The sequence below is a fragment of the Corynebacterium guangdongense genome, assembly GCF_030408915.1.
Taxonomy (GTDB): domain Bacteria; phylum Actinomycetota; class Actinomycetes; order Mycobacteriales; family Mycobacteriaceae; genus Corynebacterium; species Corynebacterium guangdongense.
Genome location: NZ_CP047654.1, coordinates 1,651,769 through 1,676,896 on the forward strand (window position 1 = coordinate 1,651,769; position 25,128 = coordinate 1,676,896).

The 25,128-nt window shown below is 68.3% G+C and carries 23 protein-coding genes; 10 read left to right on the top strand and 13 right to left on the bottom strand.

Annotation, left to right across the window (positions count from 1 at the left end; translation table 11 throughout):
* Window positions 1-77: 77 nt before the first annotated feature.
* The 3 genes from CGUA_RS07860 to rimP all read right to left on the bottom strand — a co-directional run bounded on the left by CGUA_RS07860 (window position 78) and on the right by rimP (window position 2,177).
* Complete coding sequence (locus CGUA_RS07860) at window positions 78-437, bottom strand: YlxR family protein (protein WP_290194431.1); 360 nt, start codon at window positions 435-437, stop codon at window positions 78-80.
* Between the two features lie 169 nt (window positions 438-606).
* Complete coding sequence (nusA, locus tag CGUA_RS07865) at window positions 607-1,626, bottom strand: transcription termination factor NusA (RefSeq protein ID WP_290194433.1); 1,020 nt, start codon at window positions 1,624-1,626, stop codon at window positions 607-609.
* Window positions 1,623-2,177, bottom strand: a complete 555-nt coding sequence (gene rimP, locus CGUA_RS07870) for a ribosome maturation factor RimP (RefSeq protein WP_290194437.1) — start codon at window positions 2,175-2,177, stop codon at window positions 1,623-1,625. Before rimP ends, nusA begins: the two co-directional genes overlap by 4 nt.
* Window positions 2,178-2,215: 38 nt before the next feature.
* On the opposite strand from rimP, the gene CGUA_RS07875 reads away from it, so the two are divergent.
* Complete coding sequence (locus CGUA_RS07875; protein ID WP_290194459.1) at window positions 2,216-3,028, top strand: DUF4439 domain-containing protein; 813 nt, start codon at window positions 2,216-2,218, stop codon at window positions 3,026-3,028.
* On the opposite strand, the gene CGUA_RS07880 is transcribed toward CGUA_RS07875, so the two are convergent.
* A complete protein-coding gene (locus CGUA_RS07880) occupies window positions 3,017-4,078 on the bottom strand; it encodes a tellurite resistance/C4-dicarboxylate transporter family protein (RefSeq protein ID WP_290194461.1) in 1,062 nt (353 codons plus the stop codon). The two genes, CGUA_RS07875 and CGUA_RS07880, sit on opposite strands and share 12 nt — an antisense overlap.
* 145 nt (window positions 4,079-4,223) lie before the next feature.
* Here CGUA_RS07880 and CGUA_RS07885 point away from each other — a divergent pair, with 145 nt between their 5' ends.
* A complete protein-coding gene (locus CGUA_RS07885) occupies window positions 4,224-6,203 on the top strand; it encodes an MMPL family transporter (protein ID WP_290194463.1) in 1,980 nt (659 codons plus the stop codon).
* On the opposite strand, the gene CGUA_RS07890 is transcribed toward CGUA_RS07885, so the two are convergent.
* Window positions 6,181-6,783 (bottom strand): GNAT family N-acetyltransferase, encoded by a 603-nt coding sequence (locus CGUA_RS07890; protein WP_290194465.1) that lies wholly within the window; start codon window positions 6,781-6,783, stop codon window positions 6,181-6,183. The genes CGUA_RS07885 and CGUA_RS07890 overlap by 23 nt on opposite strands.
* Window positions 6,776-8,542 carry a proline--tRNA ligase gene (locus CGUA_RS07895; RefSeq protein WP_290194471.1) on the bottom strand — a complete coding sequence of 589 codons (1,767 nt, stop codon included), beginning with the start codon at window positions 8,540-8,542 and terminating at the stop codon, window positions 6,776-6,778. Before CGUA_RS07895 ends, CGUA_RS07890 begins: the two co-directional genes overlap by 8 nt.
* A 31-nt stretch (window positions 8,543-8,573) precedes the next feature.
* On the opposite strand from CGUA_RS07895, the gene yaaA reads away from it, so the two are divergent.
* The 3 genes from yaaA (at window position 8,574) to CGUA_RS07910 (ending at window position 11,631) form a co-directional block, all read left to right on the top strand.
* Complete coding sequence (yaaA, locus tag CGUA_RS07900) at window positions 8,574-9,296, top strand: peroxide stress protein YaaA (RefSeq protein ID WP_290194474.1); 723 nt, start codon at window positions 8,574-8,576, stop codon at window positions 9,294-9,296.
* 378 nt (window positions 9,297-9,674) lie between these two features.
* Window positions 9,675-10,439: a hypothetical protein gene (locus CGUA_RS07905; RefSeq protein ID WP_290194476.1), complete on the top strand. Its 765-nt coding sequence runs from the start codon at window positions 9,675-9,677 to the stop codon at window positions 10,437-10,439.
* A gap of 49 nt (window positions 10,440-10,488) precedes the next feature.
* A complete protein-coding gene (locus CGUA_RS07910) occupies window positions 10,489-11,631 on the top strand; it encodes an ATP-binding protein (RefSeq protein ID WP_290194478.1) in 1,143 nt (380 codons plus the stop codon).
* 60 nt (window positions 11,632-11,691) lie between these two features.
* Here the strand turns inward: CGUA_RS07910 and CGUA_RS07915 are convergent, their stop codons facing one another.
* The 4 genes from CGUA_RS07915 to cobA all read right to left on the bottom strand — a co-directional run bounded on the left by CGUA_RS07915 (window position 11,692) and on the right by cobA (window position 15,876).
* On the bottom strand, window positions 11,692-13,017 hold the full coding sequence (locus CGUA_RS07915) for a TRAP transporter large permease (protein ID WP_290194481.1): 1,326 nt from the start codon (window positions 13,015-13,017) through the stop codon (window positions 11,692-11,694).
* Window positions 13,017-13,679, bottom strand: coding sequence for a TRAP transporter small permease (locus tag CGUA_RS07920; RefSeq protein WP_290194483.1), 663 nt, complete (start codon window positions 13,677-13,679; stop codon window positions 13,017-13,019). The genes CGUA_RS07915 and CGUA_RS07920 overlap by 1 nt, the downstream gene beginning before the upstream one ends.
* Before the next feature lie 3 nt (window positions 13,680-13,682).
* A complete protein-coding gene (locus tag CGUA_RS07925) occupies window positions 13,683-14,774 on the bottom strand; it encodes a TRAP transporter substrate-binding protein (RefSeq protein WP_290194484.1) in 1,092 nt (363 codons plus the stop codon).
* Between the two features lie 346 nt (window positions 14,775-15,120).
* A complete protein-coding gene (cobA, locus tag CGUA_RS07930; protein ID WP_290194486.1) occupies window positions 15,121-15,876 on the bottom strand; it encodes a uroporphyrinogen-III C-methyltransferase in 756 nt (251 codons plus the stop codon).
* Between the two features lie 34 nt (window positions 15,877-15,910).
* Between cobA and CGUA_RS07935 the strand changes: the two genes are divergently transcribed.
* On the top strand, window positions 15,911-17,320 hold the full coding sequence (locus CGUA_RS07935) for a protein adenylyltransferase SelO (protein WP_290194488.1): 1,410 nt from the start codon (window positions 15,911-15,913) through the stop codon (window positions 17,318-17,320).
* An 11-nt stretch (window positions 17,321-17,331) separates the two neighbouring features.
* Here the strand turns inward: CGUA_RS07935 and CGUA_RS07940 are convergent, their stop codons facing one another.
* The gene (locus CGUA_RS07940) at window positions 17,332-18,228 is read right to left on the bottom strand and encodes a VOC family protein (protein WP_290194490.1); all 897 of its coding nucleotides are present in this window, start codon (window positions 18,226-18,228) and stop codon (window positions 17,332-17,334) included.
* Between the two features lie 99 nt (window positions 18,229-18,327).
* Window positions 18,328-19,824 carry a malate dehydrogenase (quinone) gene (gene mqo / locus CGUA_RS07945; protein WP_290194493.1) on the bottom strand — a complete coding sequence of 499 codons (1,497 nt, stop codon included), beginning with the start codon at window positions 19,822-19,824 and terminating at the stop codon, window positions 18,328-18,330.
* A gap of 318 nt (window positions 19,825-20,142) precedes the next feature.
* On the opposite strand from mqo, the gene CGUA_RS07950 reads away from it, so the two are divergent.
* The 4 genes from CGUA_RS07950 (at window position 20,143) to CGUA_RS07965 (ending at window position 24,049) form a co-directional block, all read left to right on the top strand.
* Window positions 20,143-21,177 (top strand): alpha/beta hydrolase, encoded by a 1,035-nt coding sequence (locus CGUA_RS07950; RefSeq protein WP_290194496.1) that lies wholly within the window; start codon window positions 20,143-20,145, stop codon window positions 21,175-21,177.
* A 103-nt stretch (window positions 21,178-21,280) separates the two neighbouring features.
* On the top strand, window positions 21,281-22,690 hold the full coding sequence (mtr, locus tag CGUA_RS07955; RefSeq protein ID WP_290194498.1) for a mycothione reductase: 1,410 nt from the start codon (window positions 21,281-21,283) through the stop codon (window positions 22,688-22,690).
* 492 nt (window positions 22,691-23,182) lie between these two features.
* A complete protein-coding gene (locus tag CGUA_RS07960) occupies window positions 23,183-23,608 on the top strand; it encodes a hypothetical protein (RefSeq protein WP_290194501.1) in 426 nt (141 codons plus the stop codon).
* Between the two features lie 48 nt (window positions 23,609-23,656).
* Window positions 23,657-24,049, top strand: coding sequence for a hypothetical protein (locus CGUA_RS07965; protein ID WP_290194503.1), 393 nt, complete (start codon window positions 23,657-23,659; stop codon window positions 24,047-24,049).
* Window positions 24,050-24,175: 126 nt separating this feature from the next.
* On the opposite strand, the gene map is transcribed toward CGUA_RS07965, so the two are convergent.
* Window positions 24,176-25,054 (bottom strand): type I methionyl aminopeptidase, encoded by an 879-nt coding sequence (gene map, locus CGUA_RS07970; protein WP_290194505.1) that lies wholly within the window; start codon window positions 25,052-25,054, stop codon window positions 24,176-24,178.
* Window positions 25,055-25,128 lie beyond the last annotated feature (74 nt).

Sequence of the window (25,128 nt, forward strand, 5' to 3'; positions counted from 1 at the left end):
CGGTGCGCCGGAAGGCTGCCCGACCTCTAGGTATTGCTGTGGACTTTCATCGCTGATGCTTCATCGCTGTGTGCTCATCAGTGTTCGGTCTTCCTTATAATGTCGGGTCGTTCTGCAAGTTCTGCGAGATACGTGCGTACATGACCTGTCTCCACCGGGGTGGACGTACGGAGAGCGCGCCCGAAGGCCCGACGCTGCTCCGCAAGCTCGAGTGCGGCAATCGTCGGCGTGAGCCAGGCTCCGCGTCCGGGCAGGTTCCGGTCGGGATCCGCGAGGACGCGGCCGGATTCTGGCTGGGCGGGATCCAGGACAACCCGGAGAAGATCCACATCGGGGTGACGCGCTCGCGTCGCGATGCAGGTACGAATGCGGCGGGAACGCGGTGGCACGTCCTGCGCGGGTGCGCTTGACGCGATGATGGCGCTCGACTGGGGCATTCGTCTCCTTCTCGTGTCTGTCCTACGGCTCCGTGATACGGCGATCGGCACATGGGCCGAGAGCCAGTTTACGACAAAGACACCGAAAACTGAACTTTCGGTGTCTCTGAGGTTTGTGAGATTGCGCCCGGGTCGGCGGGGGCGGGGCCGGTTTCCGGGTGTGGCCCGCCTATGCCTGGTCGGAATGAATGTCGATCTTCCAGCCGGTGAGGCGGGCGGCCAGGCGGGCGTTCTGCCCCTCCTTGCCGATGGCCAGCGAGAGCTGGTAGTCCGGCACGGTGACCTTGGCCTCCTGCGCCTCGGCGTCGAGAATCTCGACACGCACGACCTTGGAGGGCGCCAGGGCGTTGCCGACGAAGACCGCCGGGTCCTCGTCGTAGTCGATGATGTCGATCTTCTCGCCGCCGAGCGCGGCCATGATGTTGTTGACGCGCTGTCCCTTCGGCCCGATGCAGGCACCCTTGGCGTTGATGCCCTTGGCGCGCCCGACCACCGCCACCTTGGATCGGTGGCCCGCCTCGCGGGCGATGGCGACGATCTCGACGGCTCCGTCGGCGACCTCGGGAACCTCCAGCTCGAAGATGCCGCGGACCAGCTCCGGGTGCGTGCGCGAGAGGTTGACCTGGACGTTGGCGTTGGACTGGTTGACGTCCACGATGTAGGCCTTGACCCGGTCGCCGTGGACGAGCTTCTCGCCCGGAATCTGCTCGGCAGGCAGGAGGATGCCGTCCTGGGCGTCGAGTTCGGTGCCGAGCTGGACGACGACGATGCCACGCTCGTTGGCCCGGACGTCGCGCTGGACGACGCCGGAGACCACGCGACCCGCATAGCCGGAGTACTCCTCGTAGGTGCGGCCGGCCTCGGCCTCGCGCAGGCGTCGGACGATGGCGTCGCGGACGGTCTTGGCGCCGACACGCGCGAAGTTCGCGGGGGTGTCCTCATACTCGGAGGTGACGGCGCCCTCGTCGTCAAGCTCGGAGACGATGACGGTGACGTCGCCGGTGTCGGCATCGATCTCGACGCGGGTCTTGCTGTGCGGGTCCTCGATCGCGGCCTGCACGCCGTCCTCGCCGAAGCGGTACTCGCGGTAGGCGTACAGCAGCGCGCCCGCGATGGTGGTCATCATGTCCTCGGCGGGGATTCCCTGGGAGGATTCAATGGCCCGGATCGCGTCGATGTCGATATTCACTTGTTGTCCTCTCGCCACTTCGTGGCTTCTGCGTAGCTCAAACCCGACAGCTCTAATTCCGCTGCCGGGGGATTGTTGAACTCAATTTCTACCACTGCGGAGTCCACATCTGAAAGTCGCTTCTCGACGACGTCCTCACCTCCCGGCTTCTTCCTGCCGTGGGCGATGAGGATGACGGAGGTCTCGTCGTCGTTGAGCGCGCCGATGCGCCAGACGTGCGCACCGTCGACCTTGACCAGCCGGTGGCGGTTGCGGCGCCAGTGGCGCGAGGCGGTCAGGGGCAGGTCAACGCCCGGAGTGGAGACTTCCAGGGTGTAGCCGGCGCCGAAGTTGGCGCTGCCGGAGGCCTCGGCGGCGTCGAAAAGCTCGGAAACGTCGGTGGCCACCTCCTCGATCTCATCGAGCGTCGGCCGGGCGTCCGAATCCAGCCGGATCGCGACGACGGACTTCTTTCCGGCGCGGGTGACCTTGATCTCCTCGACGTCGAGCCCGCGGGGGTCGACGGCGGGCGCGATCAGCTGGGCGAGTTCTTCAACAGTCGGGAATGCCATGCCGGACAGCTTATCCCCTGTCGGTACAGTGGCTGACCATGAACCGTGGTCTCCGCCTGCTCGCCGCCGCCGCCCTGGCCTCCACGCTGGCCGGCTGTTCCGTCGTCGACGCTCTGGGTCCCTCGGCGAACAGCCAGGTCCTCACCCTCGGCCAGCTCGCCGAGTCGGACGCCGAGGCCTGGTCAGGCGAGGCCGCGGACCTGCGCGCGCACCACGCCCGGGACCTGTTCGCCGAAGTCGAGCGCCTCTGCGGCACCGACGAGGAGGGCCGGATCCCCGAGTCCTGCGACTACGAGCGAGCCAATCCGGAGGTCACGGCCCACGAGGACGCCGCCGGTTCCCTGGCCGAGTACGTCGACCTCATCCCGGCGGCGCCGGCGGAGTCGCGCGAACTGCTCACCGCGCAGGCCGTCGATCTCGCGGCGCTGGCCGACCAACCCCCCGCGGCTCCGGAGCTGAGCCCGGCGGACGCCGAGCTCGCCAGGGATCTTCTGCGCCGCGAATTCGCCGCCGTCTACGCGCTGGATCTGGCCCAGGCGTACACGGACCCGGCCGACACGGCCGCCCTGGATACGCTCATCGACGCCCACGACACCCGGGTCAGACTTCTGGAAGACGCCCTGGGCCCCACCGGTGACGTGCCGGTCGCCGAGGCCGGTTACGCCGTCCCCGAGACGGAGGCCCCCTCGGATCCGGCCGGTGCACGTTCCTTCGCCGTCGACGTCGAGCACTCCCTGGTGCAGTCGTGGGCGCAGGCGGCCGCCCAGGTCGACGGGGCGTCGCTGGGCTGGTTTCTCGCCCTGGCCGGTGACGCCGCCCGCGCCCTCGAGGATTCTGCCCTAGCGCGGTAGCGCGGGCAGCTGGTTGCGGCGGCCCTTGCTCAGGGACACGACCATCGTGCCCAGCGTCAGCGACCAGGCCAGCACCCCCACCCAGACCCAGGCGCCGCCGACGGTCGCCGTCAGCGGCAGACTGTCCGCCTCCCCGAGCTGGATGCCGGCCACCGCGTACATCCCCAGCGGGAAGACCATGCTCCACTGCGCGGTGCTGTAGTGCAGCGGGATGCGGTGCACGATGTGGCGCCAGTACCCGATCGCCAGCAGCGCCGGGATGAGCGCCGAGGCGAAGGACCACATGATGACCCCGACGCCGGCGATGAGGCCCTGCGTGGCCGTGACCATCGGCGAACTCTCCGGGGGCAGGGACACGATCTGCGAACCGCCGACCACGGTGATCGCCATCGCCCCCATCGTCACCCAGTAGGACTGGTTCATGTCCGCCGGCCCCACCGGCTGGCTGGCGAGGCGGACCACGACGAGGGCGGCGACGACAAAGTAGAGCACCGTTCCGGAGGACCAGCCGAGGACCGCGATCGTCGACAGGCCCCGGGCCCACTCCGGGAACACCGGGGCCAATGTCGTGGCGAGGACGGCGATGGACTGCGCCGCCACCACCCACACGAACCAGGAACCGTCGACGTGCTTCAGCGGCGGGGTCGGCCCGCCGAGAACAGCCAGCCACGGCACGACGTAACCGAGGGCCACCCCGGCCACCACCGAGACGATCAGCAGGATCAACGCGGGGAGTCCGTGACCGTGCTCCGCGAGGGCGACGCCCAGGACGTTGGTGCCGGCGATGAAGGTGAAGGAGCCGAAGGACCGCCCCGGGTTGCGCAGGTCCAGGGCGACCAGGCGGGGCCAGCGCAGCAGCCGTGTCGCGTTGGCCACGACCAGGAGCACATAGGCGACGGCGGCCACGGCCGTCATCGTCCACGAGACCGCGCCCAGGCCGATGTGATGCAGCCCGACAGCGACGATTCCGGTGGCCATGACGAAGCCGTAGGAACCCAGTGGCAGCGCCCTGAGATAGCCGCCCAGTCGTGCCCGCAGCCGTCCAGCCATGTCCTTCTCCCGTTCCTCACCGATTCAGGGGTTTATTCAATCACGGGTCATTGAAAGGTCCCGATCCAGGCGTCGGCCCATCACGCGGAACTGCCCGCGTACTGTGGGAAACCTGTAGAAGCACCTGACCAGAAAGGCAACCGTCATGTCAGTCCGCTCCGCCCACACATCCCGCTGGGTGGCCCTCCTCATCCTGGTCCTCGGGTTCGGCGCGCTATTCGCCGGCGCCGCGACGAAACCGGTGAATCCCACCGCGTCTCTCCCGGACGGGGCCGATTCCAGCCGCGTCGCCGAGATCGTCGACGCCCAGCCGGGTGACAACGGCAACACCGCACTCATCTTCCTCGAGGGCCCGATCAACCCCGCGCAGCTGGCGCCCCTGGGCGAACAGTTCGGCGGCCCCGCCATCCCGAACGAGGACCTCACGGCGGCGCTCATCCCCGTACAGGTCGAGGCCGAGGGGTTGACCGGTAACGCCGAGGCGGTCAACGAGCTGCGCGATCAGGTCGCGGCGGCCGTTCCCGAGGGAGTGACCGGGCGGGTCACCGGCCCCGCCGCCATCCAGGCCGACCTGTCCAACGTGTTCTCCGGAGCGTCCTTCCTGCTCCTGGGCGTCACCGCGGCCATCGTGGCCGTCCTGCTGGTGGTCACCTACCGCTCGCCCATCCTGTGGATCGTGCCACTGCTGGTCATCGGCGTCGCCGACCGGGTCGCGGCCACCGTCGTGACCTGGGTGCTCGCGGCCGTGGGGGCCAGCTGGGACGAGTCCACCCTCGGCATCCTTTCCGTGCTGGTCTTCGGCGCCGGCACCAACTACGCCCTGCTGCTGATCTCCCGCTACCGCGACGAGCTGACCAGACACGAGGACCGCTTTGCCGCCATGGCCGCGGCCTGGGGGCCGACGGCGAAGACCGTGACCTTGTCCGCGGTCACCGTCGCCATCGGCGTCGGCTGCCTGCTTCTCTCGCTGACCCCGTCCACCCGTGGCCTGGGTCTGGCCTCCGCCGTGGGCGTGCTCATCGCCCTCTTCTTCGCGGTGTTCTGCCTACCCGGAATGCTCGTCCTCTTTGGTCGCTGGATCTTCTGGCCCAAGCGGCCGGACTACGGAACCGAGGTCAACCACCGGTTCTGGGACCGCATCGGTGGCCGGGTGCGCCGACGTCCGGGCGTGATCGCCGGCGCCTCCCTGGCGCTGCTGGCGGTCGCCTCGCTCGGCGCCTTGCAGATCTCGACCGGCCTGAGCCAGGCCGAGCAGTTCCTCGACACCCCGGAGTCGATCACCGCCGCCGAGGACCTCGGCCAAGCTTTCCCGAACCAGTCCGCCACCCCGGCCCAGGTCGCCACGACACAGCCTGAGGACGTCACCGCGGTGCTGGAGGAGACCGGGGCCACGGTCACCCCGTCCGGACAACCGGTCGACGGCTGGACGGCGCTCCAGGTCTCCACCGAGGCCGACACCGGGCAGCTGCGGGAGACGCTGACTGGCACTGACGCTCTCGTCGGTGGCCAGGACGCGCAGCTCTACGACACGGAACAGGCCGCCGAACGTGACCGCGGCATCATCTTCCCGCTCGTTCTCGCGCTGATCTTCCTGGCCCTGGTGCTCGTGCTGCGCTCACTGGTCGCCCCGCTCATCATGGTCGCCTCCGTGCTCCTGACGAACCTCGCGGCGCTCGGCCTGGGCTGGTGGATCTCCACCGGTGTCCTGGGTTTCACCACCTTCGACTCCACCACCCCGCTCTACTCCTTCGTGTTCTTGGTGGCGCTGGGCATCGACTACACGATCTTCCTCATCACCCGGGCCCGTGACGACGCCCGCCGGGTCGGCACCAAGGAAGGTGTGCTCACCGCGCTGTCCGCGACCGGCGGCGTCATCACCTCGGCCGGCATCCTGCTGGCCGCGGTGTTCGCCGCCCTGGGTGTGCTGCCGTTGGTGGTCCTCGCCCAGATCGGCATCGTCATCTGCATCGGCGTCCTGCTGGACACCCTGGTCGTGCGCACCCTGCTGGTGCCGTCGATCGTCCAGCTTCTCGGGGAAAAGTTCTGGTGGCCGTCCCGGGTCGACTCGAAGGTCGATCCCCGGACGGCCACCACTGAGGCGGTTACAGGTCGCGCAGACGCGTGATCGGGCCCGCCTCCGGGTCCTCGAGAGCCGCGAGGATCCGGCGGTGCCGCTCGGCCCGCTCCCCGAGCGCCTTCGGCACGTGCACCCCCGGGTTGTCCGGGGCCAGCACCTTCTCGAACCCCAGGTAGGGAAGTTCCGTTGAATCAACCGTGGTGTCGTAGAGCGGCGTGAAACCGAGGTGGAGGTACATCGCCTTGGCCTCCGGCTGCAACGGGCCGGTGGTCAGGTAGGCGTTGCGATAACCGCGGGCCACGATCTCCGACTCGAGCAGCGTGATGATGCGCCTCGACAGCCCCCGGCGCCGGTGCGCGGCCGAGGTCCAGACCCGCTTGATCTCGGCGGTCTCGTCGTCGAGATACATGAAACCGCCGCCGGCGACGATCTCGCCGTCCAACTCGAGCAGGTAGAAGCCGCCGTACGGCGAGGTCATCAGTTCGGCCGGATAGCGCGCGAGCTCCTCGGCCGGATCGATGTCCTCCCGCTCGCCGTAGCGCTCGAGGTAGTCCGCGGAGATGGCGTCGACCAGCACCTTCGCCTCCGGCGAGTCGATGGTGGTGCGGATCAGCCGGGGCTCAGCCACGGACCAGCTCGAGCAGGCGCTCGACGACGCCCTCGTAGGGGACCTCGGAGGTCTCGCCGCCGCGCACGCGCAACTCGACGTTGCCCTCAGCGAAGGCGCGGCCCAGGATGACGGCGAAAGGCATGCCGAGCAGCTCGGCGTCCTTGAACTTCACGCCCGGGGAGACCTTCGGGCGATCATCGAAGAGAACCTCGACGCCGGCGGCGTCGAGGGCGGCGACCAGCTCGTCACCGGCCGACACGGCGGCGGCGTCCTTGTTGGCGACGGCGACGTGGACCTGGTACGGGGCGATCTGCTTCGGCCACACCAGCCCCTTCTCGTCGTGGCGCTGCTCGGCGATCGCGGCCATCAGGCGGGAGACGCCGACGCCGTAGGAACCCATGGTGGGGACCGAGCGCTTGCCGTTCTCGTCGAGGATCTGGACGTCGAAGGCCTCGGTGTACTTGCGGCCCAGCTGGAAGATGTGGCCCAGCTCGATGCCGCGAGCCAGGCTCAGCGTGCCGTGTCCCTCCGGGGCCCGATCACCCTCCTTGATCTCGGCGGCCTCGACGTAGCCGTCGACGGTGAAGTCCCGGCCGTTGACGAGGTTGACGTAGTGGCGCTGGTCCTCGTCGGCGCCGGTGATCCAGGCAGAACCTTCCGCGATGCGCGGATCGGCCAGGACGGGCACACCGTTCCGGTTCAGGCCCTCTGGCCCGATGTAGCCTTTGACCAGGAACGGATGCTTCCTGAAGTCCTCCTCCTCGGCCAGGCGGAAGGTGGCCGGCTCGAGGGCCGCCTCCAGGCGCTTCTCATCGAGCGCGCGGTCGCCCGGGACCAGCACGCCGGTCAGTTCCTCGACCTCGTTGCCCTCCTCGTCCAGGCGGGTGACCACGACGGTCATGCACTTGAGGGTGTCGGCGGCCGTGACGGCGCGGCCCTCGACCTGGATTCCGGCCCCGTTGGCCCACTCGACCAGGGTCTCGATGGTCTCGGAGACCGGGGTCTCGTGCTTGACCGCGGCCGGGGTCGCCGAGTAGTCGACCGGCTCCGGGCGCGGGGTGACCACGGCCTCGACGTTGGCCGCGTACTCACCGTCGGAGGAGCGCACGAAGGTGTCCTCACCCGTCGGGGAGACGGCGAGGAACTCCTCGGAGGCCGATCCACCCATGGCCCCGGAGGTGGCCTGACAGATCACGTAGTCGACGCCGAGGCCGTCAAAGATGCGCTGGTAGGCGGTGCGGTGCTTCGCGTAGGATTCCGCCAGCCCCTCGTCCGACATGTCGAAGGAGTAGGAGTCCTTCATCACGAACTCGCGACCGCGCAGGATCCCCGCGCGCGGACGCGCCTCATCGCGGTACTTGGTCTGGATCTGGTACAGCGTGACCGGGAAGTCCTTGTACGACGCGTACAGATCCTTGACGGTCGCGGTGAACATCTCCTCGTGGGTCGGACCGAGCAGCATGTCGGCGCCCTTGCGGTCCTTGAGACGGAAGAGCTCGTCACCGTACTCGTCCCAGCGACCGGTGGTCTGGTAAGGCTCGCGCGGGAGCAGTCCCGGGAACAGCATCTCCTGGGCGCCGATGGCGTCCATCTCGCTGCGGACGTGGTCCTCGATCTTGCGCAGGGTGCGCAGGCCCAGCGGCAGCCAGGAGTAGATGCCCGGGGCGGCGCGGCGAATGTAGCCGGCGCGGACAAGCAGCTTGTGGGAGGGGACTTCAGCGTCAGCGGGGTCATCGCGCAGCGTGCACAAGAAAAGCTGAGACATGCGGGTGATCATGGGAGGCACTCTACCCGGTAGCCTGTGGCGCATGCTGATTGTCCTGCCTCCTTCCGAAACCAAGGCTCACGGCGGTGACGGTGCCCCAATGGATCCGGCCGCGCTCTCCTTCCCCACCCTCAATCCCATCCGCCGCGAGATCGCCACCGAGCTGGCCGCGCTGCCCGTGGACGAGGCGCTCGGGGTCCTCGGGATCTCCGAGAAACTGCGCCGGGAGGCCGAGTCCAACCAGCGGCTGTTCACCTCCCCGACGATGCCCGCGATCCTGCGCTACACCGGTGTGCTCTACGACGCCCTCGAGCCCGCCACTCTGCCGACCTGGGATCGGTTGGCCATCGGCTCCGCGCTCTTCGGCGTCGTCGGCGCCGGGGACCCGATTCCCCACTACCGCCTCTCCGGCGGCACGAAGCTGGGTGGCCGGACCCTGAAGTCGCGCTTCGGCAGCTCGATCACGGAGGCGCTTGACGACGCCGACGGCGCCGGCCTGGTCCTGGATCTGCGTTCCGGGGCCTACCAGGCGCTGGGCCGGCTCAAGCGCGCCGTCACCGTGCGGGTGGAGACCCCGGACGGCAAGGTGGTCAGCCACTTCAACAAATTCCACAAGGGCCTGCTGGCCCGGCACCTGGCGGACAAGGACGCCGCCTCCGCAGAGGAGGTCGTGGAACTGGCCCGGGCAGCCGGGATGGACATGACCTTGTCCGCTCCGGCACAGCTGACGCTGGTCGTCGAATCAGCGACCTCGTCCACCAACTAAGGTACGCCGCGCGCTGGGGCACCGACGGCAGGCCGGATCCGGGCGCCGGGAAGAGCTTGCTGAACGTGACGGTGCCGCCGCGCATGACGCTGGTCGTGGTGTCCCTGCCGTCGGCGACGAGTTGGTGCCCCGCCTCGGCGCCCTGCCCCACTCGAACCCCACTCGAACCCCGCGGACCCCGTGCTCCCGGCCCCGTCCCGACACCAGGACGGCAAAAGCAACGTCAATTCCGTGCACGGCCCGGCGCGCCGCTTCTGGGCGCTCCTGTTCGGCGCCGTGGCTGCTGCTGGTGATCATCCCGCTGTCGGCCGCGCTGGCGGGGCCCGGCGTCGGGAGAAACGCGGATTTAACCCGGGCACGGTGGTAAATTCAGGGTTCATGCAGCACGTTTCCGACCGGACCCTTCGCCTGGGCTCCCTCGCCATCACGGCGATCACGATCATCCTGCTCGTGCTGACCTACCCCTTCCTTCCGGATCCGCTGCCGGTCCACTACTCCGGCGCCGAGCCCACGGTGGTTCACGACAAGAACCTGTGGACGCCGATCGCCACGCCGATACTGGCGCTGCTGGCCTGGCTGGCGGCGACGCTGCTGTCGCCGAATTCTGCGAAGCGTCTGATCGCGGTGGACACCTCTCAGGCGAGCGAGGGAGTGGCGTTGCCCTACTCCCATTCCCTGGCCACGCGCATCCGGAACCGGATTGACGCCCGTTCGAGGGGCCTGGCCTGGGTCCTGCTCGGTTTCAGCGTCGGCGTCGCCTATGCCTCGCTGTGTGCGGTCGTCCCCGCTTTCACCGCGGGGTCCAGGCTGACGATGTTCGTGCTGGCGGCGACGACTTTCCTCGGCATGCTGGCGATGGTGCGGGTGATGGCGGCGGAGCGGAGGCAAACCCTCGAGGAGGTCCATCCCGATGAGGATGAGTTCGCCCGGGCGGAGGGCCTGGTCGGCAACCAGCAGCTCTACCGGCCGGGCGGGTCCTACGTGAACCCCCGGGATCCGATGCCCATGCTGACTTCGCGTCGGGACCCGATGAGTTTCGACTTCAACTATGCCCATCCGGCGGGTCGGCGCTTCCGGCTGCAGCTGGTCGGCACTTTCGTCCTCATCGCCGCGGCCATCGTCGCGTGGACCATCCCCATGTAATTTATCAATTTATCAAACCGTGTCCGGCCAAGTCGCTACACTCATCGGCATGAGCCCGCGCAACCCCTTCCGTCCGACCTTCGGCGCCTCCCCGCACCATTGGGCGGGCCGCCAGACCATCCTCGACGATTTCCGTGAAGGCATCGCCGACGGACCCGGCGATCCGCACCGTTCGCTGATCATCTCGGGCGCCCGCGGCATCGGCAAGACGGTGTTGCTCACCGAGCTGGAGGACATCGCCGCCGAGGCCGGCTGGATCGTGCTGCGGGCCACCGGCCGGGAGGACACCGTCGACGTGCTCGTCGACTCCACCATCCCGGAGAAGATCCGGCAGCTCGATCCCCCGGCGACGCGTGCCCTGACCGGTGTGGGCGTCACGGGGCTGGGCCGCATCGAGGTGGACCGGATCGCCGAGGACAAGCCGGCCCCGACGCTGACGTCGAGGATGCGCGAACTGCTGTCGCTGTTGCGTGGGGCGGGCGTGCTCATCACCGTCGATGAGGTCCAGGACGCCGACCCGGACGCCCTCTCCGCCCTGGCCAACGGCTACCAGGACCTCGTGCGCGACGACGAGGAGGTCGCCCTGGTCATGGCTGGTCTGAGCCATGGCGTCGGCCAGCTGCTCGACCTGCCCGGCACGACCTTCCTGAGGCGGGCGCGGCGCTATGAGCTCGGTCCGCTGACCGACACCGACGCAGCCGTCACGCTGCGGGAAACCGCCGAGTCGGGTGGTCTGCCCTTCGTGGAGCGGGCCGTACCCGCCGCCGTCGATATCGCGCGCGGCTACCCCTACCTGGTGCAGCTGGTGGGCTACCTCGCGTTCCGGACGGCGGCGCGGGATGGGTCGTCGGCGATCTCCCGCTCCGCCGTTGAGGCGATCCGCGAGGAGGCCGTCGAGACGATGGGAGTCCAGGTCCACCACCCCTCCCTCAAGGGGCTGCCACCCGCGCAGCTGAACTACCTGCAGGCGATGAGCGACCTAGTCTTCGACGTCGGTGACGACGCGGCCGCGGTGTCCACCTCGGAGATCGCTGCGGAGCTGGGCAAGACCCCGAACGCCACCACCGACACCCGGGGCAAGCTGCTCGAGCGCGGGCTCATCGACGCCGCCGGCTGGGGCCGGGTCGCCTTCACGCTCCCCTACATGGCGAATTTTCTGCGCGGGGGCGGGCGCATCAACCGCATCAGCTAGGTGGAAAACGCGGGCGCCACCGCAGGATCCTGCGGTGGCGCCCGGGCGTCGGCCAGCGGGTTAAGCGGCCCCCAGCGGGGTCATCAGTCCCAACTGGGTCGGCAACCAGATCGAGAGCGCCGGCACGAAAGCGACCACCAGCAACGCGACGACCAGCGCGACGAGGTATGGCCAGAGCCTGGCGATCACCGGCTCGATGCGCAGGCCCGCGACCTGGGCGCCGACGAAGAGGACGTTGCCCACCGGCGGCGTGATCACGCCCAGCGAGAGGTTCATGACGACCATCGCGCCGAAGTGGACCGGATCCACGCCGAGCTCGGTGACGATCGGCAGGAAGATCGGCACGAAGATGAGGATGGCCGGGGTCGGATCCATGAAGGTGCCGATGACCAGCAGGATGGCCATGATGATCAGCAGGATGACGATCTTGTTCTCCGAGATGCCCAGCAGACCGGAGGCGATGAGATCGGGGATGCCGGCGAAGGCCATGACCCAGGACAGCGCGGAGGACGCCGCCACCAGCAGCATGACGATCGAGGTCGTGCGCGTGGCCGAAAGGAGAATCGCCGGCAGATCCCGCACCCTGATGTTGCGGTAGGCGAAGCCCAGGACCAGGCAGTAAAGCACCGCGATGGCCGCGGACTCGGTCGGGGTGAACCAGCCGAGCAGGATGCCGCCGATGACGATGAAGATCATCGCGACGCTGGGCACCGCCCGCCACAGCGTGAGCAGGATCAGGCCCAGTGAGGGGTGCTCGACCTCACGGCGGTAATTCTCGCGCCGGGACAGGTACAGCGCCATCAGCAGGACCGCGAGCAGCCACAGCATGCCCGGTCCGACACCGGCCATGAACAGCGCGGCGATCGAGGTCGAGGACACCAGCGAGTAGACGATGAAGGTGTTCGACGGCGGCAGCAGCATGCCAGCGGGCGCGCTGGCGACGTTGACCGCGGCCGAGTAGGCGCGGCCGTAGCCCTCCTCGCGCATGCGCGGGCTCATGATCGTGCCGATCGCGGAGGCCGAGGCCACCGCCGCACCGGAGACCGACCCGAAGAGTCCGTTGGCCACGACGTTGGTCATCGCCAGGTTGGCGGGCATGCGCCCGACCAGGACCTTGGCGGCGTCAATGAGGCGGGTGGCGATGCCGCCGGAATTCATCAGCGCGCCGGCCAGGACGAAGAAGGGGATCGCGAGCAGGGAGAAGGAGTTCGTGCCCGTGAACATGCGCTGGGCGACGGCCTGCATGGCGTTCTCCGGCCCCAGGACGGCCATCGCGGCCAGCAGCGACGGCAGGCCGATGGCGATGGCGATGGGGACGGACGCGGCGATCAGCGCGATGACGCCGACCAGCAGAATCAGTGCCGCAACGGCGGATGGAGTCAGCATTATCGGTCATCCTCCTTCTTCTCGGACGCGCCCGGACCCGAGGGGTCCGCGGGACGCTCGGGATCCTGCTGGGACACGGGGACGGCGCCGTGCCCGGTCACCGCGTGGGCGGCGGCGTGGGCCTCGGCCACGCCCTCGCCCGACGGGAGATCAGTGACCGTGCCCTCGGCGTCCTCGATCTCCGGATAGGGTTCGGTGCGCCCGGTGGCCACGCCGATGATGTCGAGGACGGCGAAGACCGCGATGAAGGCGCCCGCGAGCGGAATGACGGTGTAGACCCAGCCGATGGTGAAGGGCAGGGCGGTGAGGTTCTGGTTCCAGGCGATCTGCGCGGCGAGTACGCCGCCCCAGACCAGGCCCATCAGGGCGAAGACGAGGATCATCAGCTGCACGAAGATCTGCGCCACCCGCTGCCCCATCGGGGAGAGTTGGCGGGCGAGGAAGTCGACGGCGATGTGTCCGCGCTCCCCGAAGAGGAAGGCGGAACCCAGGAAGGAGAGCCAGACGAAGAGAATCTTGGCCAATTCCTCGGACCAGGTGGAGGGTTCGTGGATGACCTGGCGGGAGAAGACCTGCCAGGACACGGTGGCCACCAGCAGTGCGAAAAGCGTGACGGAGACGACCGCCAGCACCGTGTTGAGGGTTGTGCGAAGTGTGCTCATGGCCTACCTCCCCTCCCCGACCGGCTCGACCTCGGCGCGGATGCGCTCGTAGAGGTCGCGCTGCTGATCGCTGACGAGGAACTCGTCGGCGATCGGCTCGAGCGCCGTGCGGAACGCCTCCTGGTCCGGAGTGACGAACTCCGCGCCTGCGGCTTCGCCCTGCTCGATGGCGCGCCGGGTCTCCTCGTCCCAGAGTGCGGTGTGCTCGGTCATCGCGGCGTCCCACTCCTCGTCGAAGACGGCGCGGTCCGCCGGGCTCATCGCCTCGCGCAGGTCGGTACGCATGATCATGTAGTCCAGGCCCACCAGGTGATTGGTGTAGGACCAGAACGGGGCGACCTCGTTGTGCTTCTGCGTGACGTAGGAGACCTCATTGTTCTCCGCCCCGTCGAGGACGCCCGACTGGATGGCGGTGTAGACCTCGCCGTAGGACAGCGGGGTGGCCGAGCCGCCCATGAGCTGGATCATGCGGATGTGCATGTCCGACTCCTGGACGCGGATCTTGCGGCCGTGGAGGTCCTCCGGTGTCAGCACCGGACTTCCGGAGGTGTAGATCGAACGCGAACCCTGGGTGAAACCGCCGATGACGGAGATGTTGTTGCTGGCCGCGAGCGAGTCGAAGAGATCGCCGACGATCTCGTCCTGGCGGATGACGCGCATCTGGTGCTCGACGTCGCTGAAGGTTGTGGGCATGTTGAGGACCTGGAAGTCCTTGTTGAGGTTCTCCAGCTGCGTCCCCGAGACGATGGCCATCTCGATGGCGCCCGAGGAGACGAACTGCAGCACCTCCTGTTGGGAACCCAGCTGTTCGTTCGGGAAGATGTCGATGTCCCAGCGGCCGTCGGTGCGCTCGGAGAAGCGCTCGGCGAAGTTGTCCAGGGCGATGTAGCTGGGGTGCGTCTCGGTCTGGTTGAGGGCGAGCTTGACATAGGTGGTCTGGTCCGGGGCACCGACGGTGTCCAGGTTCAGGCCACCCAGGTTGGCGCACGCGCTCAGGGCCGCGGTGGCGGCGACGGTGACCGTCGCCAGTGCCGCACGCAGCCCCGACGGCCAGCGCGACCTCCCCGCGCGTGCCGTGAGTTGTGGTTGGCTCATCAGCCGGCTCCTTCAGTGGTGTGGCGGAAGACTGCGTCTCCCCCCGGGGGCGCGGGCCCGCGGGGGCGACGTCTGGAGGCCACCCGCCGGCCCGAATGGACCAGGACGGTGGCTCGTGTTATCTGGATTACAATCCCCAAAGATTGTTGGAGATAACGTGTCACAAAATCCGCAATCTTCGTAATCATTTCGGATGACCCCAGCGAAAACCGCAGGCCAGTCGCCCACAATGGGATTATGATACCCCCATTCAGGGTAGGGTAGACCTGTCAAACGGCTGCGAGCCCGCACCCCGGGCGTGGGATACGGGCTCGCGGGCCGGGCCGGCGACGGTGCCTGGCGGTCGTCAGCCGAGCCCCGCCACCTCACCGATGACGTAGACGGCCGGGCTGGCGATCTCGGCGCGCTCCATCTCGTCGGCAAGCGTGGCGACCGTGGCGCGGACCGAGACCTGCCCCGAGAGGGTGCCCTCCTGGATGGCGATGGCCGGTGTCGCGGGGTCGAGCCCGGCGGCGACGAGCGCGGCGGCGATCGCCCGGGCATGACGCACCCCCATGATGACGACTATGGTGCCGCCGACGCGTGCCAGCGCGGACCAGTCGACGAGGCTGCGCTCATCACCCGGCGCGACATGCCCGGAGACGACCGTGAAGGAGTGGACGACCCCTCGGTGGGTCACCGGCACCCCGGCGGCGGCGGGGACCGAAACAGCGCTGGTCACCCCCGGGACCGAGTGGCACTCGACGCCCGCGGCGGCACAGTGCTGGAGCTCCTCGAAACCTCGCCCAAAGACATAGGGATCCCCGCCCTTGAGGCGGACCACGGTCTTCCCGGCGCGGGCGTGCTCGACCAGCAGCCGGTTGGTCTCCTCCTGCGCGACCTGTCGCCCGTAGGGAAGCTTCGCGACGTCGATGATTTCGCGCTCCTTTTCCGGAGCGCCCACCTCGGCCAGGATACGGTCGATCTCCTCCCCCGGTCCGAGGTGGTCGGCGAGGATGACGTCGGCGTCGGCGAGCGCGCGTGCGCCACGCAGGGTGATCAGGTCCCAGGCGCCGGGACCTCCGCCGACCAGGGTGACGGTGCCGGTGGTAGTTCTAGTCATGGTCAATCATCCTAGGGGCCGCTAGCCTGGGAACATGTCTCCTGGATTCACGCTGCACTCGGACTTCGCCACCGCCTTCCCGGAACTGGTCGTCGACTCGCGCGCCGAGCGCCAGCCCGACCCGCAGCTGGTGGTGCTCAACGACCCGTTGGCCGAGGAGCTCGGCCTGGACACCGACTGGCTGCGTACCGCGGAGGGCCTGGCCTTCCTCACCGGCCAGGAAACCGTCCCCGGATCGCGGCCGGTGGCGATGGGCTACGCGGGCCACCAGTTCGGGCAGCTCTCCCCCAGACTCGGCGACGGGCGCGCGCTGCTGCTCGGCGAACTCGAGCTCGCTGACAGCCACCGCCTCGTCGACATCCACCTCAAGGGCTCGGGCCCCACGGTCTTCTCCCGCGGCGGCGACGGGCGTGGCGCACTCGGACCCATGCTGCGCGAATTCCTCATGAGCGAGGCGATGCACGCCCTCGGCGTGCCCACCACCCGCGCGCTCGCGGTCGTCTCCACCGGACGCCGAATCATGCGCGAGGGTGCGGTGCCGGGCGCCCTGCTGGTGCGCGTGGCTTCCTCCCACCTGCGCGTCGGCACGGTGCAGTTCGCCCGCCTCAGCGACCGCAGCGAAGAGCTTGACCTGGTGGCCCGCCTGCTCGACTACGCCCGCGACCGCCACCACCCGCACGTCGCCCGGGGCGACCACGCCGGCTTCTTCCGCGCCGTGAGGGACGCGCAACTGGCCACCGTCGCGCAGTGGATGCGCCTGGGCTTCGTCCACGGCGTGATGAACACCGACAACACCACCCTGTCCGGCGAGACCATCGACTACGGGCCGTGTGCCTTCACCGACGCCTACGACCACCGCGCGTACTACTCCTCCATCGACACCGGCGGGCGCTACGCCTTCGGCAACCAGCCCGGCATCCTCGGCTGGAATCTCGCCCGCCTGGCCGAGGCGATGATCCCGCTGCTCGAGCTCGACCGGGCCCAGGAACTGATGGCGGAGTTCCCCGACCGCTGGGAAGCCGCGCGGCGGACCGAAGCGGCCCGCACGCTCGGCGTCGACGCCGGGGACCCCGTCGTTGCGGGCTTCCTCGACTGGCTGCCGGAGGCCCGGCCCGACATCCAGACCCTCGGACGCGCGCTTGTCGACGCCGCCGACAATGCCCCGGCCGGCCTCGCCGGGCTGGTCGGCGACGCCGCCTGGGCGCAGGAGTGGCACACCCGGGCCGTGGACGTCGAGGCGCTGGCGGCGGTCAACCCCGTCTACATCCCCCGCAACCACCTCGTCGACGCGGCGCTGCGCGACGCCGTCGACGGGGACTTCGGCGCCTACGAGCGCCTCCTCCAGGCCGTGACCAACCCCTTCGAGGCGGGCCCGGTGATGCCGGAGCTCATCGGCCCGGCGCCCGGCGACTTCGGCCCCTTCGTCACCTACTGCGGCACGTAGGTGCTTGGCGTCTAAGCCGCGGGCGGGAAATCCCCGATGACGATCCTCGTCATTCCCATGAACGTCTCGAAGGCTCCGGGGCGGCGCAAAAGCTCGCCGAGGTTGTCGGGCACGATCTGCCAACTGACGCCGAACTCGTCGCGGCACCAGCCGCAGGGCTGCTCCTCGTGGGCGAGCACCGCCCACAGTCGGTCGATCTCCTCCTGTCCGGGGACCTCCACCATGAGGGAGACCCCCTCGGTGAAGGTGAAGTTCTGCTCGACGCCGGAATCCATCGCCGCCAGCCACTCCCCCTGGACGGTGAACTCGGAGAAGATCACCGACTCGGTGGTCACGGGGCCCTGCGGCGCGGGATAGTGGACGCGAGTGCCCAGCCGGGCGTCCCGGAAGAGCCCGACGTAGGTGTCCACCGCCTCCGTGGCCCGGTTCTGGTTCGGACCGCAGAACATGAGGTCCGGGACGATGAATGGGCGGGGCTCGCCGGCGGGGTCGGTGAGCATGAGCTGCCAGCTCACGCCGAACCTGTCCGCCACCCAGCCGTAGTACTCGGAGTGCGGGTAGTCGCCCAGGGGCATCAGGACGTGACCGCCGTCCGTCAGCTTCGCCCACAGTTCGTCGATGAGGCGGCGGGGATTGTCGAATACTCCGGGATCGACGTTGATGAAGAAGCTGATGGAGGGATTCGGCGCGAATTCATCACCGGCGTTGATGAGCATCATGCGGTAGCCGTTGAGGTCGAGCAGCTGGGTCAGGGTCTGGCCGGCCAGGGGCTGTTGGAAGTCGAGGAGTCCCTCGGTGGGATAACGATCGGTCTGGATGATGGAGGAGTCGGGGAAGACGCCGGCGTAGAACTCCGCGGCCTCGTCGGCGGTGCCGTTGCACCAGATACAGGGTGTGACGGTTTGCATAGTGCCTACGCTACGCGGGGCGGACGCACTCCGACAGGGGCCTGCCCGGCAACGCGAAACGCCCCCTGCGCCGTGGGCGGGGGGCGTGCGGGCCGGTGTCTAGCGCTCCAGCTTGAGAGCCTTCTGGGTGTGCTCCCACTGCTCGTCGTAGAGAGCCTCGTCATCAGCCAGGAGACGGCCGTAGGACGGGAACATCTCCTCGATCTTGGGGCCCCACTCGATCATGCGGTGGCCGAAGCAGCGTTCCAGGACCTCCAGCATCGCGGCCGGCGCGATGGAGGCGCCCGGGGAGGCGCCGAGCAGGCCGGCGATGGTGCCCTCGGAGTTGTTGATCAGGGTGGTGCCGAACTCCAGGGTGCCGCCCTTCGGGAAGCCGGCGGGCTTGATGACCTGGACTCGCTGACCGGCGATGACGGTCTCCCAGTCGTCACCCTCAGCGGACGGGACGTACTCGCGCAGGGCGTCGACGCGGGCGTCGAAGTTCTTCAGGACCTCCTCGATCAGGTACTTGGTCAGGCCGAACTCCTTGACGGCCACACCCAGGTAGGAGGGGATGTTGTCCGGACGGATGGACTTGAACAGATCCAGGTAGGAGCCGGACTTGAGGAACTTCGGGGTCCAGCCGCCGTAGGGACCGAAGAGCAGGCCCTTCTGGCCGTCGATGACGCGGGTGTCCAGGTGCGGGACGGACATGGGCGGGGCGCCGACCTTGGCCTTGCCGTAGACCTTGGCGTCGTGCTGCTCGATGAGCTCCGGGTTCTTGGCGCGCAGCCACAGACCGGAGACTGGGAAGCCCGCGAAGCCCTTGACCTGCGGAACGCCCGCGGAACGCAGCAGGTCGAGGGCGTAGCCTCCGGCGCCGACGAAGACGAACTTCGCCCGGACGGTCTGGATGTCGCCGGTGTGGACGTTCTTGGTGCGTACCCGCCAGGCGTTGCCGTCACGGGTGATGTCGATGACGTCGTGGCCGTAGCGGATCTCGGTGCCGGAGGCCTTGGCGCCGGTGACGAACTGATCGGTCAGGGCCCCGAAGTTGATGTCGGTGCCGACCGGGGTCCAGGAGATGGCGACCTTCTCGGAGAAGTCGCGGTCCTTGGCCATCAGCGGCAACTTCTCGGCGAAGACCTGCTCGTCGTCGGTGTACTCCATCTGCGGGAAGAGATGGGACTTGCTCAGCAGCTCGTAGCGGCGACGGATGTAGCCGACCTGATCAAGGCCCTGCCCCAGGGAGACGTGGTCGATCGGGTTGATCCACTCGCGCGGATCGCCCAGGACACCGGTGTCGGTCTGGTGCGCCCAGAACTGACGGGAGATCTGGAACTTCTCGTTGATGCTGAAGGCCTTCGACGGGTTGATGACGTCGTTGGTCTCCGGGGTGTAGTTCAGCTCGCACAGAGCGGAGTGGCCGGTGCCTGCGTTATTCCACGGCGAAGAGGACTCCTGGGCGGGCCCGTCGAGGCGCTCGAACATGATCTGGGTCCAGCTGGGCTCCAGCTCGCGCAGAAGCGCGCCGAGCGTGGCGCTCATGACGCCGGCACCTACCAGCGCGACGTCAACTTCATCCACGAATTTGTCAGGGTTCTGGTGTGGTGCCACTGTTTCTACCTCAATGTCGTCTCAACGGTCGCCAGTTCCGGGCACACCGATGCACACGCGGCCGTGGGTGGCATGACCGCTGTGCCCTTCGATGCCCGGTGTCCTTGCATGTCCACATCCCGCGGGCCGACGACGTCGGCTGCGGGGCACGGACGATGTGTCCTCAGCCTACGCCGACAGCCCCGGGGGGTGACATTTGATCCCGTCGACCGCCAGGAAGATGTGGGAATATTCCCCCCATTCGGGCCATCTGAGACCTATTGGTACGACAAATAGCCCTCTGCGTGAACATTCAGGTCGCCATTAGACTGCTAAACCATGACGACAGACCCCGCAGCCCCCCGACAGCCCGACCCCCTGCCCTGGCGACCGGACATCCTCGGCGCGGGATTCGAGGCCGCCGACCTCCAGCTGGGGCCCGACCTTGACGGCGAGGGGCAGGCCGTGGCCACCCTGGTGCGCTACCGACCCGCCGGCGCTGGTGCCCAGTGGTCGCGCCGGCCCGCGCTGCTGTGGGTCCCCGGCATGACCGACTACTTCTTCCAGGAGCATGTCGCCCGGCACTTCCACGACCAGGGCTTCGCCTTCTACGGTCTTGACCTGCGCAAATGCGGCCGCGCCCGGCAGGAGGGCCAACGCTGGCACTACGCCCCCGACCTGACCCACTACTTCCCCGACCTCACCACGGCCACGCGCATGCTGGGGCGCGAAGGCCACCCCGGCGTCATCCCCATCGCCCACTCCACGGGGGGCCTCATCGTCGCCCTCTGGCTCGACCATCTGCGCCGCAGCGACCCGGAGCTGCACCGCCTGATTCCCGGCGCGATCCTGAACTCCCCGTGGCTCGACATGCAGTATCCCCGGTGGCTGGTGCGGCTGCTCCGCCCTGCCGCCAACCTGCTCGGCCCGCGGTTGCCCGGCGTCCGTCTTCCGGGTGGCAACCTGGGCACCTACGGCTCCTCCATCCATGTCAGCACGCACGGCGAGTGGGATTTCGACACGAGGATGAAGCCGCTCGGCGGCCACCCGAAGTACCTGGCCTGGCTGGCGGCCGTGCTTTCGGGGCACCGGGAGGTGCACACCGGCGGCCTCGACGTGGGGGTCCCGGTGCTGACGCTGTGTTCAGCCAATTCCCACCTGGGCCGCAAGACCTACTCCCCGGCCTTCGACACCGCGGACACCGTCCTGGATGTGGAACAGATCAGACGCTGGGCCCCCAACCTGGGCTCGCAGGTGACGGTCGCCTCCATCGCCGGCGCCCGCCACGACGTCTTCCTCTCCCTGCCCCGCGCCCGCGACGAGGCCTTCAACGTCACCCGGGACTGGCTCACCGCGGTCCTGCCCACCCCCTGAGCAGCCGACGCCGGCCCGTGAGGAATACTTGTCATGTCCCCAATGTTGCCCATGGTGACAGTTGTCCCCCGATTGATCCCCTACAACTAGGAGCACCGCAGCCGTGACCGACCCCCAGCAGGCCCCCGCCGTAGACGCCCACTACGAATACATCATCATCGGTTCCGGTTCCGGCAACTCCATCCCCTCTCCCGAACTCGACGAGGCCTCCATCGCCCTCGTGGAGAAGGGCGTGTTCGGGGGCACCTGCCTCAACGTCGGCTGCATCCCGACCAAGATGTACGTCTACGCCGCCGACCGGGCGCTGGCCGCCCGCGACTCCTCGCACCTGAACATCGAAACCGATTACCGCGGCGCCGACTGGCCGGCCATCGTCGACCGGGTCTTCACCCACCGCATCGATCCCATCGCCGCCGGTGGCGAGGCCTATCGACGTGGCTCCGAGACCCCCAACATCGACGTTTACGACCAGCACGCCACCTTCGTCGGCCCGAAGACGATCAGGACCGGCCAGGGCCCGACGGAGAAGATCATCTCCGGCGACACCATCATCATCGCCACCGGCTCCCGGCCATATATCCCCAGCACCATCGCAAAGTCCGGCGTCCCGTACCGCACCAACGAGGACATCATGCGCCTGGCGAAACAGCCGGAGAGCATCGTCATCGTCGGCGGCGGCTACATCGCCATGGAGTTTGCCCATGTCTTCGAGGCACTCGGCACCAAGGTCACCGTCGTCAACCGATCCCCGCTGATGCGCACCCTCGATCCAGACCTCTCCGTACGTTTCAACGAGCTGGTCAGCGAGCGTTTCGACGCCCGCATCGGCCATCTCGTCACCGGCGCCACCGGCGACGCGAACGGCGTGCGACTCACCCTGGATGACGGCACCGTCGTCGAGGCGGAGACCCTGCTGGTGGCCACCGGCCGTATCCCCAATGGCGACCAGATGAACCTCGAGGCGGCCGGGATCGAGACCCACGGCGACGGCCGAATCCGTGTCGACGAGTACGGCCGCACCAGCGTGGAGGGCGTCTGGGCCCTGGGCGACGTCTCCTCCCCCTACATGCTCAAGCATGTCGCCAACGCGGAGAACCGCGTCGTCCACCACAACATCGCCCACCCGGAGGACCTTCGGCCGCTGCCGCACGAGCATGTCCCCAGCGCCGTGTTCACCCATCCGCAGATCGCCACCGTCGGAATGACCGAGGAGGAGGCCCGCACCGCCGGCCACGACGTGACGGTCAAGGTCCAGAACTACGGCGACGTCGCCTACGGCTGGGCCATGGAGGACACCACCGGGATCGTCAAACTCATCGCGGACAGGGACACCGGCAAGCTGCTCGGCGCCCACTACATGGGTCCGCAGGCCGCCACCCTGATTCAGCAGATGATCACGGTCATGGCGTTCGACCTGGACGTTCGTGATGTGGCGACCAAGCAGTACTGGATTCACCCGGCACTGCCGGAGGTCACGGAGAACGCCCTGCTGGGCCTCGAGTTCAACGACTAGCCCCACCGGATGACGCCCCGGTCCCGGACACCTGTAAAGGTCCGGTACCGGGGCGTCGCCGATCCCGGGTGAGCGCTGCGCAGCCCCGCCGCGCCGCCGGGCTCGTGGGGCGTTACCGGCGGGTGCGCCTGGCCGGGCGCCCGGGCTGGACGACGGGGACGCGCCCCTGGGAAAGCTGGCAAATAAATTTATTCTCTATGCCACTTTCACCGGACAAGGCTGTGCCGCGCACCCAGTCTGCCAGCAAAACCTCAGGTCCTACCGTGGTGCGGGTCAGCGGGGACTCCGTCGACCGGGCCCCTTCCATGCGCCGGATCTAATGCCGCGGGCTGCGGGCCGCCTCTGGGGGCGCTATTATTCGTGGCGACACTGGCCTAGCCCCTATTTTTGGGGGCTGAGTGTCCGCGCAGGTGGCGGAACCCGCCCCCGCCTGCGAACGCACAAGGGCGTTCCCCGAACGCTTAGTCTCGACTAATCACAAAGGACTCTCACATGCGCTCCATCCGAAACTCCGCCATCGCCGGCGCAACCGCCCTGGCCGTCGCCTTCGGTGGCACCACCATCGCCTCCGCCCAGGATCCGACGCTCGACGCCGAGGCCGGCGCTGAGGTGACCCTCAGCGGGGACGCCCCCGCGTCTGGAGACGCTGAACTTGCGGGCGAGGTTGAGGGCCCCCAGGCTGAGGCTCCGGAAGAGGGCTACACCCCGTCCCTGTCCTCCGACATCAACACCGGTTCCTCCCTCGAGGGCGAGGAGCCGGCCAACGGCACCGCCATCTTCGGCTCCTCCAAGGAGGGCTTCGGCGATCAGCCGCGCTGGGCACAGCTGCTCTACGCCGGTTCCATCCTGGGCTCCATCGCCTCGCTCATCGGCCTGGTCGTCGGCCCGATCCACAACTACATCGTCCACGGCCAGTAGTTCCCGGTCCCGTCTCAAGCACCCACAGCTCTGAAAGAAGGATTTCCCATGCGCAACGTCCGCACCGCTACAGTCGCCGCAGCCACCGCCCTCACCGTCGGACTGGCCGGCACCTCCGTGGCCACGGCCCAGGACACCGACGTCGAGACCGGCACCCAGGAGACGACCAGCTCCAACCTCAGCTCCTCCGCCGGCGGCTCCTCCCTCTCCGCCATCGGCCACGACCAGGATGCCTGGCAGTACGACGACGAGGGTAACCCGGTCGTCGAGAATGAGAACCTGGCCTACGGCACCGACATGTTCGGCGAGACCCAGGCCGAGGGCCCGGCATGGGCGGAGAACTGGAAGGACGGCACCATCGTCGCCATCATCGGTTCGATCCTCGGCGCCATCATCGGCGCCGTCAACCTGGGCAAGTACACCGGCCTCCTCCCCCGCTAGAACCGGAGTTCCCGGCGGCGCAGTCACAGCACGTGGCACCGCCGGGTGACACTCTCATCTCTGCCGCCCCGGCCGTCCACGATACGGCCGGGGCGGCAGAGACTTTCCCGCGCCGGGGGGCGTCGACTAGACGATGTTCTCGTCCGGCAGGGTGAGAATTTCCGGGGCGCCGTCCTCGGTGATGACCAGCGTGTGCTCGAACTGCGCGGTGAACTTGCCGTCCAGGTTCTGGACGGTCCAGCCGTCGTCCCAGACGCGGTACGGCAGCTCCCCCAGGTTGATCATCGGCTCGACGGTCAGGGTCATGCCGGGCTCGAGGACGTCGGTGTAGGCGTCGGAGTCGTAGTGCAGGACGACCAGCCCGTTGTGGAAGGTCGGGCCGACGCCGTGACCGGTGAAGTCGCGGACGGTGTTGTAACCGAAGCGTTTCGCGTACGCCTCAATGACGCGGCCGATGACATTGATCCGGCGACCGGCCTTGGCGACCTTGATGCCGCGCATCATCGCCTCGTGGGTGCGTTCGACCAGCAGACGGTGCTCCTCGGAGACGTTTCCCGCCAGGAAGGTCGCGTTGGTGTCGCCGTGGACGCCGTTCTTGAAGGCGGTGACGTCGATGTTGACGATGTCACCGTCCTGGATCACCGTCGAGTCCGGGATGCCATGGCACACGATTTCGTTGAGGGAAATACAGGAGGAACGGGTGTAGCCGCGGTAACCGAGCGTCGAGGGGTAGGCGCCGTGGTCACACATGTACTCGTGGGCGATGCGGTCAATCTCGTCGGTGGTCTTGCCCGGCTCGACCGCCGCCCCGGCCAGCGCCAGCGCATTGGCGGCGATCTTGGAGGCCTCGCGCATCTTCTCGATGGTCTCCGGCGTCTGAATCACCGGCTCGCCGACGTTTTCCCGGACCGAATCCTTCCACACGTATTCCGGCCGCTCGATGTGGTCGGGTACGGCGGGAGCGGGGATCGGGGTGCCAGGGGTAAGCATTGCGCGTTCAGTCATGCCAGCCATGGTAGTCCGAGGGCTGCGGCGCAACTCAACGCCCGGGTTGAGATGAGGGCGTCGCTCCGACGCGA

What these genes read in the sequence shown, in the direction of transcription:
- CGUA_RS07860 (WP_290194431.1), bottom strand. Translation starts at nt 437, where the DNA reads ATGCCCCAGTCGAGCGCCATCATCGCGTCAAGCGCACCCGCGCAGGAC.
- rimP (WP_290194437.1), bottom strand. Translation starts at nt 2,177, where the DNA reads ATGGCATTCCCGACTGTTGAAGAACTCGCCCAGCTGATCGCGCCCGCC.
- CGUA_RS07875 (WP_290194459.1), top strand. Translation starts at nt 2,216, where the DNA reads ATGAACCGTGGTCTCCGCCTGCTCGCCGCCGCCGCCCTGGCCTCCACG.
- CGUA_RS07880 (WP_290194461.1), bottom strand. Translation starts at nt 4,078, where the DNA reads ATGGCTGGACGGCTGCGGGCACGACTGGGCGGCTATCTCAGGGCGCTG.
- CGUA_RS07885 (WP_290194463.1), top strand. Translation starts at nt 4,224, where the DNA reads ATGTCAGTCCGCTCCGCCCACACATCCCGCTGGGTGGCCCTCCTCATC.
- CGUA_RS07895 (WP_290194471.1), bottom strand. Translation starts at nt 8,542, where the DNA reads ATGATCACCCGCATGTCTCAGCTTTTCTTGTGCACGCTGCGCGATGAC.
- yaaA (WP_290194474.1), top strand. Translation starts at nt 8,574, where the DNA reads ATGCTGATTGTCCTGCCTCCTTCCGAAACCAAGGCTCACGGCGGTGAC.
- CGUA_RS07905 (WP_290194476.1), top strand. Translation starts at nt 9,675, where the DNA reads ATGCAGCACGTTTCCGACCGGACCCTTCGCCTGGGCTCCCTCGCCATC.
- CGUA_RS07910 (WP_290194478.1), top strand. Translation starts at nt 10,489, where the DNA reads ATGAGCCCGCGCAACCCCTTCCGTCCGACCTTCGGCGCCTCCCCGCAC.
- CGUA_RS07915 (WP_290194481.1), bottom strand. Translation starts at nt 13,017, where the DNA reads ATGCTGACTCCATCCGCCGTTGCGGCACTGATTCTGCTGGTCGGCGTC.
- CGUA_RS07920 (WP_290194483.1), bottom strand. Translation starts at nt 13,679, where the DNA reads ATGAGCACACTTCGCACAACCCTCAACACGGTGCTGGCGGTCGTCTCC.
- CGUA_RS07925 (WP_290194484.1), bottom strand. Translation starts at nt 14,774, where the DNA reads ATGAGCCAACCACAACTCACGGCACGCGCGGGGAGGTCGCGCTGGCCG.
- cobA (WP_290194486.1), bottom strand. Translation starts at nt 15,876, where the DNA reads ATGACTAGAACTACCACCGGCACCGTCACCCTGGTCGGCGGAGGTCCC.
- CGUA_RS07935 (WP_290194488.1), top strand. Translation starts at nt 15,911, where the DNA reads ATGTCTCCTGGATTCACGCTGCACTCGGACTTCGCCACCGCCTTCCCG.
- CGUA_RS07940 (WP_290194490.1), bottom strand. Translation starts at nt 18,228, where the DNA reads ATGCAAACCGTCACACCCTGTATCTGGTGCAACGGCACCGCCGACGAG.
- CGUA_RS07950 (WP_290194496.1), top strand. Translation starts at nt 20,143, where the DNA reads ATGACGACAGACCCCGCAGCCCCCCGACAGCCCGACCCCCTGCCCTGG.
- CGUA_RS07960 (WP_290194501.1), top strand. Translation starts at nt 23,183, where the DNA reads ATGCGCTCCATCCGAAACTCCGCCATCGCCGGCGCAACCGCCCTGGCC.
- CGUA_RS07965 (WP_290194503.1), top strand. Translation starts at nt 23,657, where the DNA reads ATGCGCAACGTCCGCACCGCTACAGTCGCCGCAGCCACCGCCCTCACC.
- map (WP_290194505.1), bottom strand. Translation starts at nt 25,054, where the DNA reads ATGACTGAACGCGCAATGCTTACCCCTGGCACCCCGATCCCCGCTCCC.